The organism is Pseudoflavitalea sp. G-6-1-2, assembly GCF_012927185.1.
Classification (GTDB): domain Bacteria; phylum Bacteroidota; class Bacteroidia; order Chitinophagales; family Chitinophagaceae; genus Pseudobacter.
Genome location: NZ_JABBGB010000003.1, coordinates 251,966 through 266,630, shown reverse-complemented (window position 1 = coordinate 266,630; position 14,665 = coordinate 251,966). Strand labels below are relative to the sequence as shown.

At 46.3% G+C, this 14,665-nt stretch carries 14 protein-coding genes; 4 read left to right on the top strand and 10 right to left on the bottom strand.

The window, feature by feature from the left end; translation table 11 throughout:
* Window positions 1–11 precede the first annotated feature (11 nt).
* Together HHL16_RS18335 and HHL16_RS18330 are read left to right on the top strand one after the other, a co-directional pair.
* Window positions 12–347: a hypothetical protein gene (locus tag HHL16_RS18335; protein WP_169426807.1), complete on the top strand. Its 336-nt coding sequence runs from the start codon at window positions 12–14 to the stop codon at window positions 345–347.
* Window positions 344–865, top strand: a complete 522-nt coding sequence (locus HHL16_RS18330; protein ID WP_169426806.1) for a hypothetical protein — start codon at window positions 344–346, stop codon at window positions 863–865. Before HHL16_RS18335 ends, HHL16_RS18330 begins: the two co-directional genes overlap by 4 nt.
* Here HHL16_RS18330 and HHL16_RS18325 read toward each other — a convergent pair whose 3' ends face one another.
* The 8 genes from HHL16_RS18325 to HHL16_RS18290 all read right to left on the bottom strand — a co-directional run bounded on the left by HHL16_RS18325 (window position 866) and on the right by HHL16_RS18290 (window position 9,605).
* Complete coding sequence (locus tag HHL16_RS18325) at window positions 866–2,080, bottom strand: glycosyltransferase (protein ID WP_169426805.1); 1,215 nt, start codon at window positions 2,078–2,080, stop codon at window positions 866–868.
* Between the two features lies 1 nt (window position 2,081).
* Window positions 2,082–2,951, bottom strand: coding sequence for a dTDP-4-dehydrorhamnose reductase (gene rfbD, locus HHL16_RS18320; RefSeq protein ID WP_169426804.1), 870 nt, complete (start codon window positions 2,949–2,951; stop codon window positions 2,082–2,084).
* Between the two features lie 10 nt (window positions 2,952–2,961).
* Window positions 2,962–3,519, bottom strand: a complete 558-nt coding sequence (gene rfbC, locus HHL16_RS18315; protein WP_169426803.1) for a dTDP-4-dehydrorhamnose 3,5-epimerase — start codon at window positions 3,517–3,519, stop codon at window positions 2,962–2,964.
* 29 nt (window positions 3,520–3,548) lie between these two features.
* Window positions 3,549–4,613 carry a dTDP-glucose 4,6-dehydratase gene (gene rfbB / locus HHL16_RS18310; RefSeq protein WP_169426802.1) on the bottom strand — a complete coding sequence of 355 codons (1,065 nt, stop codon included), beginning with the start codon at window positions 4,611–4,613 and terminating at the stop codon, window positions 3,549–3,551.
* 8 nt (window positions 4,614–4,621) lie between these two features.
* Window positions 4,622–5,902, bottom strand: coding sequence for a nucleotide sugar dehydrogenase (locus HHL16_RS18305; RefSeq protein ID WP_169426801.1), 1,281 nt, complete (start codon window positions 5,900–5,902; stop codon window positions 4,622–4,624).
* 110 nt (window positions 5,903–6,012) lie between these two features.
* Window positions 6,013–6,996 (bottom strand): UDP-glucuronic acid decarboxylase family protein, encoded by a 984-nt coding sequence (locus HHL16_RS18300; protein WP_169426800.1) that lies wholly within the window; start codon window positions 6,994–6,996, stop codon window positions 6,013–6,015.
* A 6-nt stretch (window positions 6,997–7,002) separates the two neighbouring features.
* Window positions 7,003–8,334, bottom strand: coding sequence for a UDP-glucose/GDP-mannose dehydrogenase family protein (locus HHL16_RS18295; RefSeq protein ID WP_169426799.1), 1,332 nt, complete (start codon window positions 8,332–8,334; stop codon window positions 7,003–7,005).
* A 137-nt stretch (window positions 8,335–8,471) separates the two neighbouring features.
* Entirely contained in the window at window positions 8,472–9,605 is a 1,134-nt protein-coding gene (locus tag HHL16_RS18290; protein ID WP_169426798.1) for a DegT/DnrJ/EryC1/StrS family aminotransferase, read from the bottom strand.
* Between the two features lie 183 nt (window positions 9,606–9,788).
* On the opposite strand from HHL16_RS18290, the gene HHL16_RS18285 reads away from it, so the two are divergent.
* A complete protein-coding gene (locus HHL16_RS18285; protein ID WP_240966265.1) occupies window positions 9,789–10,994 on the top strand; it encodes a glycosyltransferase N-terminal domain-containing protein in 1,206 nt (401 codons plus the stop codon).
* Here the strand turns inward: HHL16_RS18285 and HHL16_RS18280 are convergent.
* Entirely contained in the window at window positions 10,991–11,794 is an 804-nt protein-coding gene (locus HHL16_RS18280; RefSeq protein WP_169426796.1) for a hypothetical protein, read from the bottom strand. The genes HHL16_RS18285 and HHL16_RS18280 overlap by 4 nt on opposite strands.
* A 74-nt stretch (window positions 11,795–11,868) precedes the next feature.
* Between HHL16_RS18280 and HHL16_RS18275 the strand changes: the two genes are divergently transcribed.
* The gene (locus HHL16_RS18275; RefSeq protein WP_169426795.1) at window positions 11,869–12,441 is read left to right on the top strand and encodes a thymidine kinase; all 573 of its coding nucleotides are present in this window, start codon (window positions 11,869–11,871) and stop codon (window positions 12,439–12,441) included.
* Between the two features lie 13 nt (window positions 12,442–12,454).
* On the opposite strand, the gene HHL16_RS18270 is transcribed toward HHL16_RS18275, so the two are convergent.
* On the bottom strand, window positions 12,455–14,518 hold the full coding sequence (locus HHL16_RS18270; RefSeq protein WP_169426794.1) for a hypothetical protein: 2,064 nt from the start codon (window positions 14,516–14,518) through the stop codon (window positions 12,455–12,457).
* Window positions 14,519–14,665 lie beyond the last annotated feature (147 nt).

The window sequence follows — 14,665 nt, the reverse complement described above, 5'->3', positions numbered from 1 at the left end:
AATTCACCAGTATGTCACCTGAGATGAATAATAAAGAACAGGAAGAGATCCTGAACAGCCTTCAGGGAATGAAACGCGCCGCGGCTCCTGAATTCTTTTATGCCAGGCTCCGCGCCAGAATGGAGCAGGAGCTCACCCATGCCGATTCCGGCTGGTTCGCACGCCTGCTTACCAAACCTGCATTGTCTATCGGACTGGCAGCTTTCATTGTGCTGCTGAATATCACTACCATTATGGAGATGTGGAACAAAAGCACGCCTCCCAAATCCGATTCAGCTCCCATCGTAGTGGCCGACTATACCATTGCTACCTATACCGTATACGACGAAACCCCAGGTGAACCATGAAGAAATACCCCCAACAAAAATGGCTTCTCTGGCTGGTGGTCATTTTATTGCTGACGAATATTCTCACCCTCTCCTTTTACTGGCTGAAAGAAAAACCAACGCATGGTCAGGCTGCCAGCTTCGCAGATAAGGAAAAACGCATGGGCCAGTTTATGGTGAACGAACTGAAATTCTCCCCCGATCAGGAAGCCATCTACTGGAAACTCCGCGATACACTCATCATGGCGCAACGCCCGGTGATGGATTCGATCCGCAGTTCCAAAAAACGATATTTCGACCTGCTCAAAATGCAGCATGGAGCCGAATACGATTCTCTCATCCTTGCCCGAGGAAATGATGTAACAACGCTGCAACGCCAGCTCGATCTCATCACCATGCACCACTTCGAAAAAGTGCGCGCCCTCTGCACCGACGAACAACTGGTGAAGTTCGATACCGTTATTGCAGAGATTGTTAACCGCATGACTTCGCCACGAAGATCCGGCTCAGGCAAAACTGATTCCACTAAAACAAAGTAATTATTTCCCGTTTCCGCTGACGATCTCCCAGAAGCGCTCCACACGTGCCGTCCAGGTATTCTGCCCGGCTACATCGATGCGTTGCTGCTGCAATGTGGCGTTGTTGGAATTGATGGCTGTATCGATCAATTGAAGAAATTCATCATCACTGTCCGCGATGTACGCCACATCTTTGAACGTGTAAATATCTTCGGAGAAATGCGTAGCTATCACCGGTTTGCCGGCAGCCAGGTATTCATTGATCTTGAGCGGATAGATGCTTTTGGTAAGCGTATTTTTTTTGAAAGGAATGATCACACAATCGAAGTACTGCAAAAACGCAGGCAGCTCGGTGATCTTGCGCGGACCAGCAAAGATCACATTGGGCAACTGATCGAGACCGAACTCTTGCACTTCATTACCCTGAATGGGTCCCACAAAGAAGAGTATCTTATCTGAATGATGCGTTGCAATTTTCTTCAGCAATTCAAAATCTGAACGATACTCGATGCTTCCCGTATAACCGATGATCTTTTTATCGATCCCCTGCAATGCCTCCGGCTTAGGCAGGATCTGCGTTACAGCCGTTTTGAAAATATCGGTATCAGCCGCATTAGGATGAAAGAACACATTGTTGGAAAAAGGAGATTTCAGTCTCGTGAGTTCCTTCGATGTACAAAGCGTGTAATCGAAATTGTGCACTATCTGCTCTTCGAGCCTCGTGCCATGCCTGTGAGAATAAGCTACCTGCGAAATATCATCCATCGACTGATACACGGATGCAGCAGTCAGCGACTTGATATCCTCCGGTAATTTTTGAACAAAGTATGGATCAAAGAAATTGAGATACACGAAGTCTTTCAGCTGATAATCTTTAATCAGTTGACGGATGGTGCGCAGCACAATGGCATCATTCCACTTCGCCATCCGGTTGTATAAAAATCTAGGAGGAAGAAAGTTGATCGGCCAGGTGAGCTGCGTTGTAACCACCGTAATATTCGAAGGAAGCGATGGCGGATTGCTGTACGGATTGCGTCCATGCAGCAGCGCTTCTTTCCTTTGCTGTATCTGCGGCGTATGTTTCAGCTGATAATAATCCTTCCAGGAAAAAGGATGATCTATGTAGAACACCCTGTTATTGCGTGCGAACTCTTTAGCCAGACTTAAAGCGGGAGAAGAAATTTCTGAATCCCATCTGCTCAGACTGAAGCAAATGATATCGCAGTTCCTGTTCATATCAGCGGTTAAGATTTAATTGATCGATGCACCGTTGCAGACTATGCTGCCATTCAGGAATTTCGATACCGAAAGTGCTGCGGATCTTTGCTGTGTTCAGCAACGAAAATGCCGGGCGCTTTGCTGGTGTAGGATATTGCGATGATGAAATAGGATGCACATCACATTGCAGCCCGCTCTGATCTCTGATTGCCACAGCAAAGTCGTACCAGCTGATACGTCCCTGATTGCTGTAATGATAAATGCCCGCAACCCAAAGACCTTTGCTGATGATATGCACTATTGCAGCTGCGAGATCTGCCGCATATGTTGGCGCGCCGATCTGATCGCTCACCACATTCAGCGAGTCGCGCTCCTTCATCAGGCGCTGCATGGTTTTAACGAAGTTATTGCCGTATGAAGAATACACCCATGCTGTACGGATGATGATGCTCTCCTCATTCTCCTGCATGCACAACTCCTCTCCTCTTTCTTTGGATGCACCATATGCATTGATAGGATCTGTGGGATGCTCCTCTGTGTAAGGCTCCGAAGAAGTTCCATCGAAAACATAATCGGTAGATACATGCACAAAACGGGTTCCATGTTTTTTGCAGGCAGCTGCCAGTATTCCGGTAGCTGTTGCATTGATCAGATAAGCCAGTTCCGTATCGGTCTCTGCTTTGTCTACTGCGGTGTATGCTGCTGCATTGATGCAGTAAGCGGGTTTATTGGCCGCAAACCAGGCTTCTACTGCCGCTTCATCATCGATAGAGAGATCTTCTTTATCGGTTGCAGCAAAACGAAATTCAGGATGCAACTTCAGCAAGGCTTGCAGCTCGCTGCCCAACTGGCCATGGCCTCCTGTTATCAGAATAAGGGGTTGAGACATGAGGACGCTATTACTTGTTGAACTCGAAATTATTTCTGCAATCGGCAAAAGATGGATTCTTCAGATCCTTGGCTGAAACGATCACCTGGTCTGCAGGAATCTTCCAGTCGATATTCAGTTCGGGATCATTGTAGATGATGCCGCCTTCCGATTCCTTATTGTAGAATGCATCGCATTTGTACAGTACATCGGCAGTTTCGCTGAGTACGGAGAAACCATGGGCAAATCCGCCGGGGATATACAGCTGCTTTTTGTTCTCACCAGACAGTTCTATTTTGAACACTTTGCCGAATGTAGGTGAACCTTTACGGAGATCAACCGCCACATCGAGGATCTTTCCGGAAAGTACACGTACCAGCTTCGCCTGCGCATGAGGATCGAGCTGATAGTGCAGTCCGCGGATCACACCATATTTGGAGTGCGACTGATTGTCCTGCAAAAACGGACCAATCTCCTGCTCTTCAAAAACCTTGTCGTTGTACGATTCAAAGAAGAATCCGCGGTCATCTTCAAAAACGGCTGGTTCAAAAGTGATCAGGCCGGGAAATGCTGTGTCAAAAAAAGGCATTCTATAAAATTTGCTGTTGAATTAGTGGTTTATTTCTTGTACTGCTCCTCGTAGTAATGCTGATAGTCGCCGGAGGTTACATGTTTTATCCATTCTTCGTTGGAAAGATACCAGTCTACTGTTTTCTCCAGCCCTTCTTCAAACTGAAGTGATGGCTTCCATCCCAGTTCAGTATTGAGTTTGGAGGCATCGATCGCATAACGGTGATCGTGACCAGGGCGATCTTTCACAAACGTGATCAGCTTTGCAGATTCACCTGCAGGACGATTCAGTTTCCTGTCCATGATGCCGCAGAGCAGGTGAACGATATCGATGTTCTTCCACTCGTTGAATCCGCCGACATTGTACTTGCCACCGTTTTCACCGTTGTGATAGATGGTATCGATAGCAGTAGCATGATCTTCTACAAAGAGCCAGTCGCGCACATTATCGCCTTTGCCATAAACAGGCAGCGGCTTATTGTTCACGATATTGTTGATCATTAAAGGGATCAGCTTCTCAGGGAAGTGATTGGAGCCGTAGTTGTTGGAGCAGTTGCTCATCACAACAGGCAATCCGTAAGTATGATGATAGGCAAATACAAAATGATCTGAGGATGCTTTCGAAGCCGAGTACGGAGAACGCGGATCATAAGGGGTAGTCTCGGTAAAGAAACCTGTTTCGCCCAGCGACCCATACACTTCGTCTGTTGATACATGATAGAAGCGCTTCCCTTCCATACCTTTTTTGCTCCAGTACTGTTTGCTCACGTTGAGCATATTCACAGTGCCCAGTACATTGGTACGAACAAAGGCCAGCGGATCTTTGATGGAGCGGTCTACATGGCTTTCGGCAGCGAGATGTATCACCCCATCGAAATCATATTTCTCAAACAGTTCGGTGATGCGTTGTTCATCAAGTATATCACCTTTCTCAAACACATAATTCGCTTTTCCTTCCACATCTTTGAGGTTCTCCAGATTGCCCGCATACGTGAGCGCATCGAGGTTTACGATGAGGTAAGAAGGATACTTGTTTACAAACAGTCGCACTACATGCGAACCAATGAAACCGGCTCCACCGGTGATCATGATCTTTTTTGAATAGTTTGCCATTATCTGATTTATAAACTCCAGTAATTTCTGCTGGAGATCTTGTTCTTGTATATTCCTTTCAGGTCTGCAATCAGTGCATGCGGCCTGGTAATGCTGGCGAAGTCTTCATCGCCGAGACTTACATAAGGTGCATGCGGTACTGTTACAATCACGGCATCGTAATCATTGGCCAGCTTGCGGGTGAGGTGCAGTCCGTATTCTTCGTGCACTTCGTCCGTTTCTGCATATGGATCTTCTACATCCACATGGAAATTGAAGGCCAGCAATTCTTTCACCGTGTCGATGATCTTCGAGTTGCGTATATCGCTTACGTTCTCTTTGAATGTTACTCCCTTCACCAGCACTTTGGGTTCATTGGAGTTTCTGAGTACGTAAGTGATTATTTTTCTTGCCACATACTTTGCCATATCATCGTTGATGAAACGGCTGGCTGTGATCACTTTGCTCTCATATCCCAGAGAAGCGGCTTTGTAGGTGAGGTAGTATGGATCAACTCCGATACAGTGACCACCAACAAGGCCGGGATGGAATTTCAGGAAGTTCCATTTGGTTCCTGCCGCTTCGATCACTTCGAATGTGTTTACACCCATTCGATCGAAGATGAGGCTGAGTTCGTTCATCAGTGCGATGTTGAGATCGCGCTGTGTGTTCTCTACGATCTTGGAAGCTTCCGCCACTTTTATCGAAGAAGCTCTGTGTACGCCTGCATCTACCACCAGTTCATAGATCTTTGCGATCTGGTCGAGCGATTCGGCATCACAGCCGGAAACCACTTTCACAACAGTTTTCAGCGTGTTCTTCTTATCGCCCGGATTGATGCGTTCGGGAGAGTAACCGAGTTTGAAATCGGTACCCATTTTCAGTCCGGATATCTTTTCGAGAACAGGAAGGCAATCTTCTTCGGTGCAACCAGGATAAGTGGTGGATTCATATACCACGTAATCTCCTGGCTTCAGTACTCTGCCTACCGTTCCGGATGCGCCGATCAGCGGCTTCAGATCGGGTACATTGTATTTGTCTACGGGCGTTGGAACTGCAACGATGAATACATTGGCAGTCTTCAGCACTTCTTCATCATCTGTGAATATGATGTCACATCCGTTGAAGCCATCTGCTTCTACTTCTTTGCTCGGATCGATGCCTTTGCGCATCATTTCAATACGGCGGCTGTTGATATCAAAACCAATTACCGGTATTTTCTTTGCGAACTCCAATGCTATCGGCAACCCTACATAACCTAACCCTACTACTGCCAGCTTTGCTTTCTTATCTAATAGTTCCTGGTACATTTTCAACGGAATTTTCTGTGTAAATAATGAAGGTGGATTTTTTCCAACTTTATCTACAGTCTGGGATTATGAGCTTATGCTAAAAAGCAGCAAAAGGAACCTTTCGGTTCCTATTTGGTACTATTGAATTCTTTTGGTTGTTTGAACCATTCTTCTGAAGGCAGGTTTTTGAAGTACTCGTAGGTAACTTTCAAACCTTCTGCCCTGTTTACTTTGGGGGTCCATCCGAGGATCTCTTTGGCGCGGGTAATATCCGGCTGTCTTTGTTTGGGGTCGTCTACCGGCAATGGCTTGTACACTATTTTCTGGTTGGTGCCGGTAAGTTTGATCACTTCCTCTGCAAAGTCTTTCAAAGAGATCTCATCAGGGTTTCCTACGTTCACGGGTTGTGCATACTCGCTCATCAGCAGGCGGTAGATGCCTTCAACGAGATCGTCTACATAACAGAAGCTGCGTGTTTGCGATCCATCTCCAAATACGGTGAGGTCCTCGCCACGGAGCGCCTGTCCGATGAATGCGGGCAGTGCACGGCCGTCGTTGAGTCGCATGCGTGGGCCGTAGGTATTGAAGATGCGAACGATCCTGGTTTCAACACCATGGAATGTATGATAGGCCATGGTCATTGCTTCCTGAAAACGTTTTGCTTCGTCATAAACACCACGTGGTCCTACCGGGTTTACATTTCCCCAGTATTCTTCGTTTTGCGGATGTACCAGCGGATCGCCGTAGATCTCCGAAGTGGAAGCTACGAGAATGCGGGCTTTTTTTGCCTTCGCCAAACCTAGACAGTTATGCGTTCCCAGTGATCCTACTTTCAGTGTCTGAATAGGGATCTTGAGGTAATCGATAGGGCTGGCCGGTGAAGCGAAATGCAGAATATAATGCAGCTCACCCGGAACATGGATGAACTTCGATACATCATGATGATAGAATTCAAACTGCTCCAGTTTGAAGAGATGCTCGATATTGCGGAGGTCTCCGGTGATGAGATTATCCATCCCGATCACATGAAATCCTTCTTTGATAAACCGGTCGCAGAGATGTGAACCCAGAAAGCCGGCAGCACCGGTGATGAGTACGCGCTTTTTTCCCATAATAATTTATTTGTGTGTGCCGTTTGTGGGTACTGCAGTTGCTCTTCCCACGCTTTCGTAATAGAATCCTAACTCTTTCACAGCGTTTCCTTCGAAGAGGTTACGGCCGTCGAAGATCACTTTATTCTTCAGCGCAGTAACTATTTTGAGGAAGTTGGGCGTGCGGAATTCGTTCCATTCTGTGGCAATGATCAGCGCATCTGCACCTTCCAGACAATCGTATTGATTTTCTGAATACTCGATGGTATCTCCCACCACTGCTTTCACATTGGGCATTGCTTCGGGATCGAATACGCTGATCTTTGCACCTGCTTTCAGCAGTTCGTCGATCATGTATAAGGCCGGAGCTTCGCGGATATCATCTGTGTTTGGTTTGAATGCAAGGCCCCAGATGGCGAACTTCTTTCCTTTCAGATCGTTGTTGAAGAACTTGTTGATCTTGGGAAGCAGATGCAGTTTCTGCGCTTCGTTCACTTCCATAACGGCGTTCAATATGCGAAAATCGTAAGATACTTCGTTGGACGATTTCACCAGTGCCTGCACATCTTTAGGGAAGCAGCTGCCACCATATCCGATACCGGGGAAGAGGAAGCGTTTACCAATGCGGTCGTCGCTGCCGATACCTTTGCGCACCATGTCTACATCGGCGTCGAGCCTTTCGCAGAGCTGAGCGATCTCGTTCATGAAAGAGATCTTGGTGGCGAGGAATGAGTTGGCGGCATATTTGGTGAGCTCTGCTGAGCGAACATCCATATAGATCACAGGGTTGCCGGAACGAACGAATGGAGCATACAGGTCGCCCATCAGTTTGCGCGCACGGTCGGAACCTGCTCCGATCACTACGCGGTCCGGTTTCATGAAATCGTCTACAGCTACGCCTTCGCGGAGGAATTCGGGGTTGGATACCACATCGAATTCGCCTTTGAAGTTCTTTGCAACAGCAGCATGCACTTTCTCGGCTGTGCCAACAGGTACGGTGCTTTTGTCGACAATCACCTTGTAGTCGGTCATGATCTTTCCGAGATGATCGGCTACGCCAAGAACGTATTTGAGATCGGCTGATCCGTCTTCACCGGGAGGTGTTGGGAGTGCCAGAAAAATGATTTCAGCATCCTTGATACCTTCTTCGAGGTTGGTGGTGAAACGAAGTCTTTCTTCTTTGAGATTGCGGAGGAATAATTTTTCAAGGCCAGGTTCATAGATGGTTATCTGACCGTTGGTCAGTTTGTCTACCTTCACTTTGTCAATATCCACGCATGTAACATCATTACCGGTTTCGGCAAAACAAGTACCAGTTACCAATCCTACGTATCCGGTACCTACTACAGCAATTTTCATATTGAATGTGTTTTACTGGGTTGAGGTCAGAAAGTTTAATACAGACGTTATGCTCAGGCCGCTGCGTTCCGGAAGATCCGGTACTGCAATGTATGGCGCAACCTGGCAAAAACGGCTATTCTTCCGAAAACCTTTCGTTACCCTTTATTAATAAACTCCAAAACTTTACTGGTGATGAAACTGAGTTGTTCATCATCCAATTCGGTATGCATAGGCAGCGAGATCACCCGTTCTGTAAGCCAGTCGGTAATTTTCAGATCAAATGCTGCTCCGCCAAACGCATCAAACATTTTTTGACGGTGAGCGGGTACTGGATAGTAAATCATGGAAGGGATTCCGTTCTCGGCAAGAAATGCATTCAGTCCGTCGCGGTCAACGCCTTCCAGCACAAGGGTGTATTGGTGGAAAACATGATTGCAATACGGGGAACGGTAAGGGGTCTTGATCTTAGGATGGTTGGCAAATGCCTTATCGTAATAATCAGCCGCGCTTCTGCGTGCTGCCGCATACTCATCGAGGTGAGGCAGTTTGCAGTTGAGTACAGCAGCCTGAATAGAGTCTAAACGGCTGTTGCAGCCCACTACATCGTGGTAGTAGCGCTTACTTTGCCCGTGATTGGCAATCATTTTCAACTTGACTGCTAACGCATCGTCATTGGTGAATATTGCTCCGCCATCTCCGTAACATCCCAGATTTTTTGATGGGAAGAACGAAGTGGTTCCAATGGTACCGATGGTTCCGGCCTTTTTGGTGCTGCCATCTTTGAACTGATAGTCGCATCCGATTGCCTGGGCTGTATCTTCAATAACGTAGAGATTATGTCTTTGAGCAATATCCATGATCGCCTCCATGTTGGCCGACTGACCAAACATATGAACAGGCACTATTGCTTTGGTTTTGGGAGTGATGGCTTTTTCGATCGCTGCAGGATCAACGCAGAAACTCTGCTGATCTACTTCCACAAAAACCGGCTGCAGGCGCAGCAACGCAATTATTTCAGTAGTAGCTACATAGGTAAAGCTGGGGGTGATCACTTCATCTCCGGGCTGCAGACCGAGCGCCATCGCTGCTATCTGCAATGCATCCGTTCCGTTTGCACAGGGGATCACGTGTTTAGCACCCATGTAGGCGGTAAGACTGGCGGCAAAATCAGTAACTGCCTTGCCCTGAATAAAGGCAGCATTGTCGATCACTTCGTGGATAGCTGTATCTACTTCCGTTTTGATCTTCGCATATTGCTGCTTTAAATCAACCATTTGAATCGTCCGCATACTTGGAATTTTCTTTTTTAAGCGGGCACAAACCTAGTACAAAAAAACGGTTTCAGCAATCACATAAAGCGGGTAAAATCAAAGAGGTTGCAAACATCCTGACTAGTTCCCCTACATTTGTCCATAATTTGGTAACCCGTGCATCTTTTTTTCTATAATATGTTTTGCTGGCTCTACCGAGCCATGATCCGGCTCGTAGCCCTCTGGAACCCCAAAGCCCGCCGATGGGTAAGCGGCCGCCGCAACTGGTTTGAACAACTTCACCCCCATTTCAGCGATACCACCCAACGATGGGTCTGGATGCACTGCGCCTCCCTCGGCGAATTTGAACAGGGAAGGCCCGTGCTCGAAGCCATCAGGCAGCAATATCCAGCTCATAAACTGCTTCTCACCTTCTTCTCCCCCTCCGGGTACGAAGTACGTAAAGACTATAAAGGAGCAGACCTTATTGCATACTTGCCGATGGATAGCAAACCTAATGCCATGAAATTCATTGACATGGTAAAACCACAACTCGTTGTATGGGTGAAATATGAATATTGGTATCATTACCTCACCACCCTCCGCAAAAGGCAGGTTCCCGTTTTGCTGATCTCAGGCATCTTCAGAAAGGAACAACCGTTTTTCAAATGGTATGGCCGCCTTCATCAATACATGCTCGAAAGCTTTTCACGCCTTTTTGTACAGAACGAAGCCTCGCGTGAGCTGCTGAATGGCATCGGCTTCAAAAAGGTAACGGTCAACGGAGATACGCGGTTCGACCGGGTGGCCGAAATAGCGGCAGGCTTCACGGCCATTCCGGCCATCGAAGCATTCTGCGGCAATCATCCGGTGATTGTAGCAGGCAGCACCTGGGATACGGACGAAGAAGAGCTGGACCATTACGCCAATACTCACCCTGAGATACGCTTCATTATTGCTCCGCACGAGATCGATGCGCCCCATCTGCACGATATCGAAAAACTATTCAAACACACCATCCGGTTTTCTGAATGGTCCAAAACATTGCAGGCGCCGGAAAACACCAATACACTCATCATTGATAATATAGGTATGCTCAGCAGGCTTTATCGCTATGCGCATATCACTTATATCGGAGGAGGTTTCGGAAAAGATGGCGTGCACAATGTGCTGGAAGCCGCTGTGTACGGCAAACCTGTGGTATTTGGACCAGTGTACGACAAGTTCATCGAAGCAGAGGAACTGGTTGATGCAGGCGGAGGATTCTCCATCGAAACCGCACTCGAACTCGAACACGTATTCAACGAATTTCTGAACGATCCGCAATTGCATGCAAAAGCCGCTTCAGCAGCGGCTCGGTATGTTGCCGGCAAAACCGGTGCAACAAAGGCAGTAATGGATTTTATCGGAGAAGAAAAGCTGCTCTAAGAAAAGCGGCGCTTCACCAGTTGATAGAAATGACGTGTGATGGGTTTGGTTTCGTCCCACCCCAGCTTTACTTTCAGTTCACGCTCTATCCAGTATTCCGCTTCAGGGAGTATGCGGAATCCATTGATGGTTTTGATGCTTCTTTCATACATCACTTCATCGCCGCGGAACAGCTCGCTGATGAATACGAAACGATCGTTCACTCCAATGGCACGTTTAAGATCGCGTACAGGAGAATCGTTGAGGCGATGCCCTACTTCCACCACCTCTTCTTTTAACTTATCATTAAGAGAAGATTGGGTGCCATATCCGATACTTTCATTGATTTCTTTGGTAACAGGCTGTTGAGCGAGCGTTGGAATTTCTTTCAGCGGATCATAATGGTATCCGTTGGAGTGACCATTCAGCACAGGAATTATTTCTTCCGCTACAGGAATTTCTTCTTCCACCCGAACTGTTGCAACAACAGGAATTTCTTCGTCAACAGGATCGCTGACAGGTGTTTCTGTATAGGTGATGGTTTCCTGTTCTTCCACTGCAGGTTCTTCCACCGCAACGTTTCTTACTGGTTCAGGTTCAGGCTGATGAACCACAGGCGCAGGCGCTGCAGCTACCATAACAGGCCTGCTGCTCGGCATCACCACAGCCACTTTTGAGGTTCCCGGTACCTTCCTCACTGCGGCAGACAATTGTACCAGCTCCAACTCAATTTGCTGAGTGGTCGCCAATAGTTGTGAAGGATCAGCATTTTGTTCAAATTGTTCATTTAATTTGCCGATCAATTGTGCTAAACGCTCCATAATCTGATGGGTACTTTTGTGGGTTAAGACTTCGTATCCTAAAGTTAACAATTATTATACCTATTTCCGTTAAGATGTTCATAGAACCAAATATATCAGGGGAACGGCGTGGATTTATTGAAGTGATCTGCGGATCTATGTTCTCAGGTAAAACAGAAGAACTGATAAGACGATTGAAACGCGCGCGGATCGCCAATCTCCGCGTGGAGATATTCAAGCCTAAGATAGATACGCGATATCACGAACAACAGATTGTTTCGCACGATGAAAATGCCATTGTAAGCACTCCTATCGAAAGTGCACAAACCATACTGCTGCTCGCCAGCGATGTAGATGTGATTGGTATCGATGAAGCCCAGTTCTTCGACGATCAGTTGCCCGATGTGTGCGATCAGCTGGCGCTTCGCGGCATCCGTGTTATCATTGCGGGCCTCGACATGGATTATTCCACCAAACCATTCGGGCAAATGCCCAAACTGCTGGCCAAGGCAGACTTCATCACCAAGCTCCATGCCATCTGTGTGCAGTGCGGCAATATTGCCAATTACTCCTATCGCAAAGTGGCCACTCCCACACAGGTATTGCTGGGAGAAAAGGATCTCTACGAGCCCCGGTGCCGCAAATGTTATTTTGAGGGTCGCCCCTGATTTTCGTTGCTGTTTATTTTGATGATACTTTGAAGATATCCAGCAGATACCCTAATTGTATCTGTACGAAGTTTTGTTTTTTTGCCGGTGTTGCTACCGAAGTTTTGAAACGGAAGAAGAGTTTGCTGTTGTCGTTTGTTTTAAGGTGTGCATCTGCCCAGATGGAATGAATCACATCATTTTTGGAATCGATCAGAAAGTAATCTTCACTCAGCAGGCTGTATTTTCTGTAATCGTATCCCAGCACCAATCCATACCTGGTGTCTGGCTTCAGTTCATACAAAAGAGAGAAACCCCACCTGAAGGTGTTGAGAATTTTATGTATCGGAGCAGCAGCCTTCACCAGGGCGCCGTTCAGCACATCCAGTGTGTCTGATACATTGGTACGGAGAATGCCTGCATTCATATTTACCTGAATGTTCGATTTCACGTTGGGCATATTCACCTTTCCCAGATTGAGGTCTACATCAAAAGCGAAGCTCTGATATTTGAATAAATCGATAGCCCTCATATTGAATTTTTTCTTGCCTGATCTTGCAAGCTCATCCTGATCTATATTTTCAGCTGTCAATATAAAATCTCTTTTATTCTGCTCAATTTTAGACATTACTGCCCTTGGCTCCAGATAGGTAAGCGCTCCGTAATAGAAATACTTTGAGCCAATGCGGGCTGTCCATAGATTGAACTTTCTCGAAGCTTCAATTTGTATCAATCCATTTGGTTGATCTCCCTGCACTCCTACCAGATCAGTAAATGTTTTTACTGTGAGAATTTTGCTTCGCTTTTCTTTCTTCAATTCTACTACCGGACTTTTGGGACTCAGATTTACAACGGAATTGACCGGACTGTAGTCTTCTTTATCGATCTCAAGCACATCAGCATATTCAAGCAGTTCAGACAAGGGGAAACAAATGTTCGAATAATCGAATTTCTTTTCAACAGTAATTTCTGTACTAAAACTATCTTTCACCACAAATCGCAAAGAAATCTTATTCCCTGACTGCACTCTTTCAGGAATCAGCTTTTCCCTTAATTTTCCGAGGTCTAATGCGTACATCAGTTTATCTCCGATCTTGTCTTTATCATTTCTGGCTGAGATTGAAATGGGGGTCGGGTTTTTGAATCTGACAGGGAATTCTACAATTGGCTGCCCTTTTTCATCCAGAACCAGCAGATCTGCAAACAGGTTCTTGATAGCCCCATCTTCAAACTCCACACTTACATTATCGATACTGAATTTGTTTGCCAATGGCAATATGCTCGAATCTTTTTTAAGTACTCTGTTCAGTTTCCCGCTCTTGTTGTAATAGCACTTAATATTGGAGCTCCTTAGTTTCAGGTAGGCAGTAATGGGTTCATCATCTTTGAAATCAAGGCGGGCTTTTATTTCGTAGAACAGGTTCAGCGCAATCGTGTTCGGATTGGTTTCAGTAGCACATTCAGGCAGAAACAGCGCTTTCTTTTTGTTGATGATTGCATTCGCCAGCGGAATAAACGATTCCTGTTTAAATTCGTTGAGCGTGTATGATCTTGTTTCAGAAAGGCCATTGATCGAATTTAAAATCACTCCTGTCGCCTGATTGAATTTCGACATCACGGCAATATCTCCGTATCTCCCCAGCAGTGAATCATATTTATTGAGTTCGAGTTTGGAAGCCAGTTGCAGCATGGCTCTGAGCGGCCCCTGCTGCGCTTTCCAGTATGCGAGATCGGCATGATCATTATAAATGGAGTCGACAATTTTCTGGTAGGAAGCAACAACATTCTTAATGGTATCCTTTATTCCATCAGAAAGAGTTCTTTCTTCATGGAGCAGGGAGTCGAGTACATCGAGGCTGTCCACTATCTTCTGTAAGTTATTCTTTAACTGCGTTAAAGAGTCTTTGTCGAAATAAATTCTGCCCTCTTCTTCATCAACCAGATCCACTTTGAAAGTATAGATCCCTTTGGTTGATTTTCTGAAATCGTAGTTGAACACTTTGCAACCGGCTGAAAACGTGCCCAGCACTTTGGTATCTGCCTGCGCAAAACAATTCATAGCAATGAATAACAATACAACAGTTAAAATTGGCTTCATAAATTTTTTCTTGATTGGCTGATTGAAATAACCGTAGTGGTGGGCAGGATTGCGGCCCGATATCCGTCAGATCAAGATTATTCATAATGCACGTAAAAAGAAAGGGTGTTTTTCACGTTTTCCTGTAAAATCAACAGCCCGGCAAAT

Excerpts from the sequence above, each read along its gene's own strand:
- HHL16_RS18330 (WP_169426806.1), top strand. The coding sequence starts at position 344 with ATGAAGAAATACCCCCAACAAAAATGGCTTCTCTGGCTGGTGGTCATT.
- HHL16_RS18285 (WP_240966265.1), top strand. The coding sequence starts at position 9,789 with ATGATCCGGCTCGTAGCCCTCTGGAACCCCAAAGCCCGCCGATGGGTA.
- rfbD (WP_169426804.1), bottom strand. The coding sequence starts at position 2,951 with ATGTCTCAACCCCTTATTCTGATAACAGGAGGCCATGGCCAGTTGGGC.
- HHL16_RS18275 (WP_169426795.1), top strand. The coding sequence starts at position 11,869 with ATGTTCATAGAACCAAATATATCAGGGGAACGGCGTGGATTTATTGAA.
- HHL16_RS18335 (WP_169426807.1), top strand. The coding sequence starts at position 12 with ATGTCACCTGAGATGAATAATAAAGAACAGGAAGAGATCCTGAACAGC.
- HHL16_RS18300 (WP_169426800.1), bottom strand. The coding sequence starts at position 6,996 with ATGGGAAAAAAGCGCGTACTCATCACCGGTGCTGCCGGCTTTCTGGGT.
- HHL16_RS18280 (WP_169426796.1), bottom strand. The coding sequence starts at position 11,794 with ATGGAGCGTTTAGCACAATTGATCGGCAAATTAAATGAACAATTTGAA.
- rfbB (WP_169426802.1), bottom strand. The coding sequence starts at position 4,613 with ATGGCAAACTATTCAAAAAAGATCATGATCACCGGTGGAGCCGGTTTC.
- HHL16_RS18270 (WP_169426794.1), bottom strand. The coding sequence starts at position 14,518 with ATGAAGCCAATTTTAACTGTTGTATTGTTATTCATTGCTATGAATTGT.
- rfbC (WP_169426803.1), bottom strand. The coding sequence starts at position 3,519 with ATGCCTTTTTTTGACACAGCATTTCCCGGCCTGATCACTTTTGAACCA.
- HHL16_RS18295 (WP_169426799.1), bottom strand. The coding sequence starts at position 8,334 with ATGAAAATTGCTGTAGTAGGTACCGGATACGTAGGATTGGTAACTGGT.
- HHL16_RS18305 (WP_169426801.1), bottom strand. The coding sequence starts at position 5,902 with ATGTACCAGGAACTATTAGATAAGAAAGCAAAGCTGGCAGTAGTAGGG.
- HHL16_RS18290 (WP_169426798.1), bottom strand. The coding sequence starts at position 9,605 with ATGCGGACGATTCAAATGGTTGATTTAAAGCAGCAATATGCGAAGATC.
- HHL16_RS18325 (WP_169426805.1), bottom strand. The coding sequence starts at position 2,080 with ATGAACAGGAACTGCGATATCATTTGCTTCAGTCTGAGCAGATGGGAT.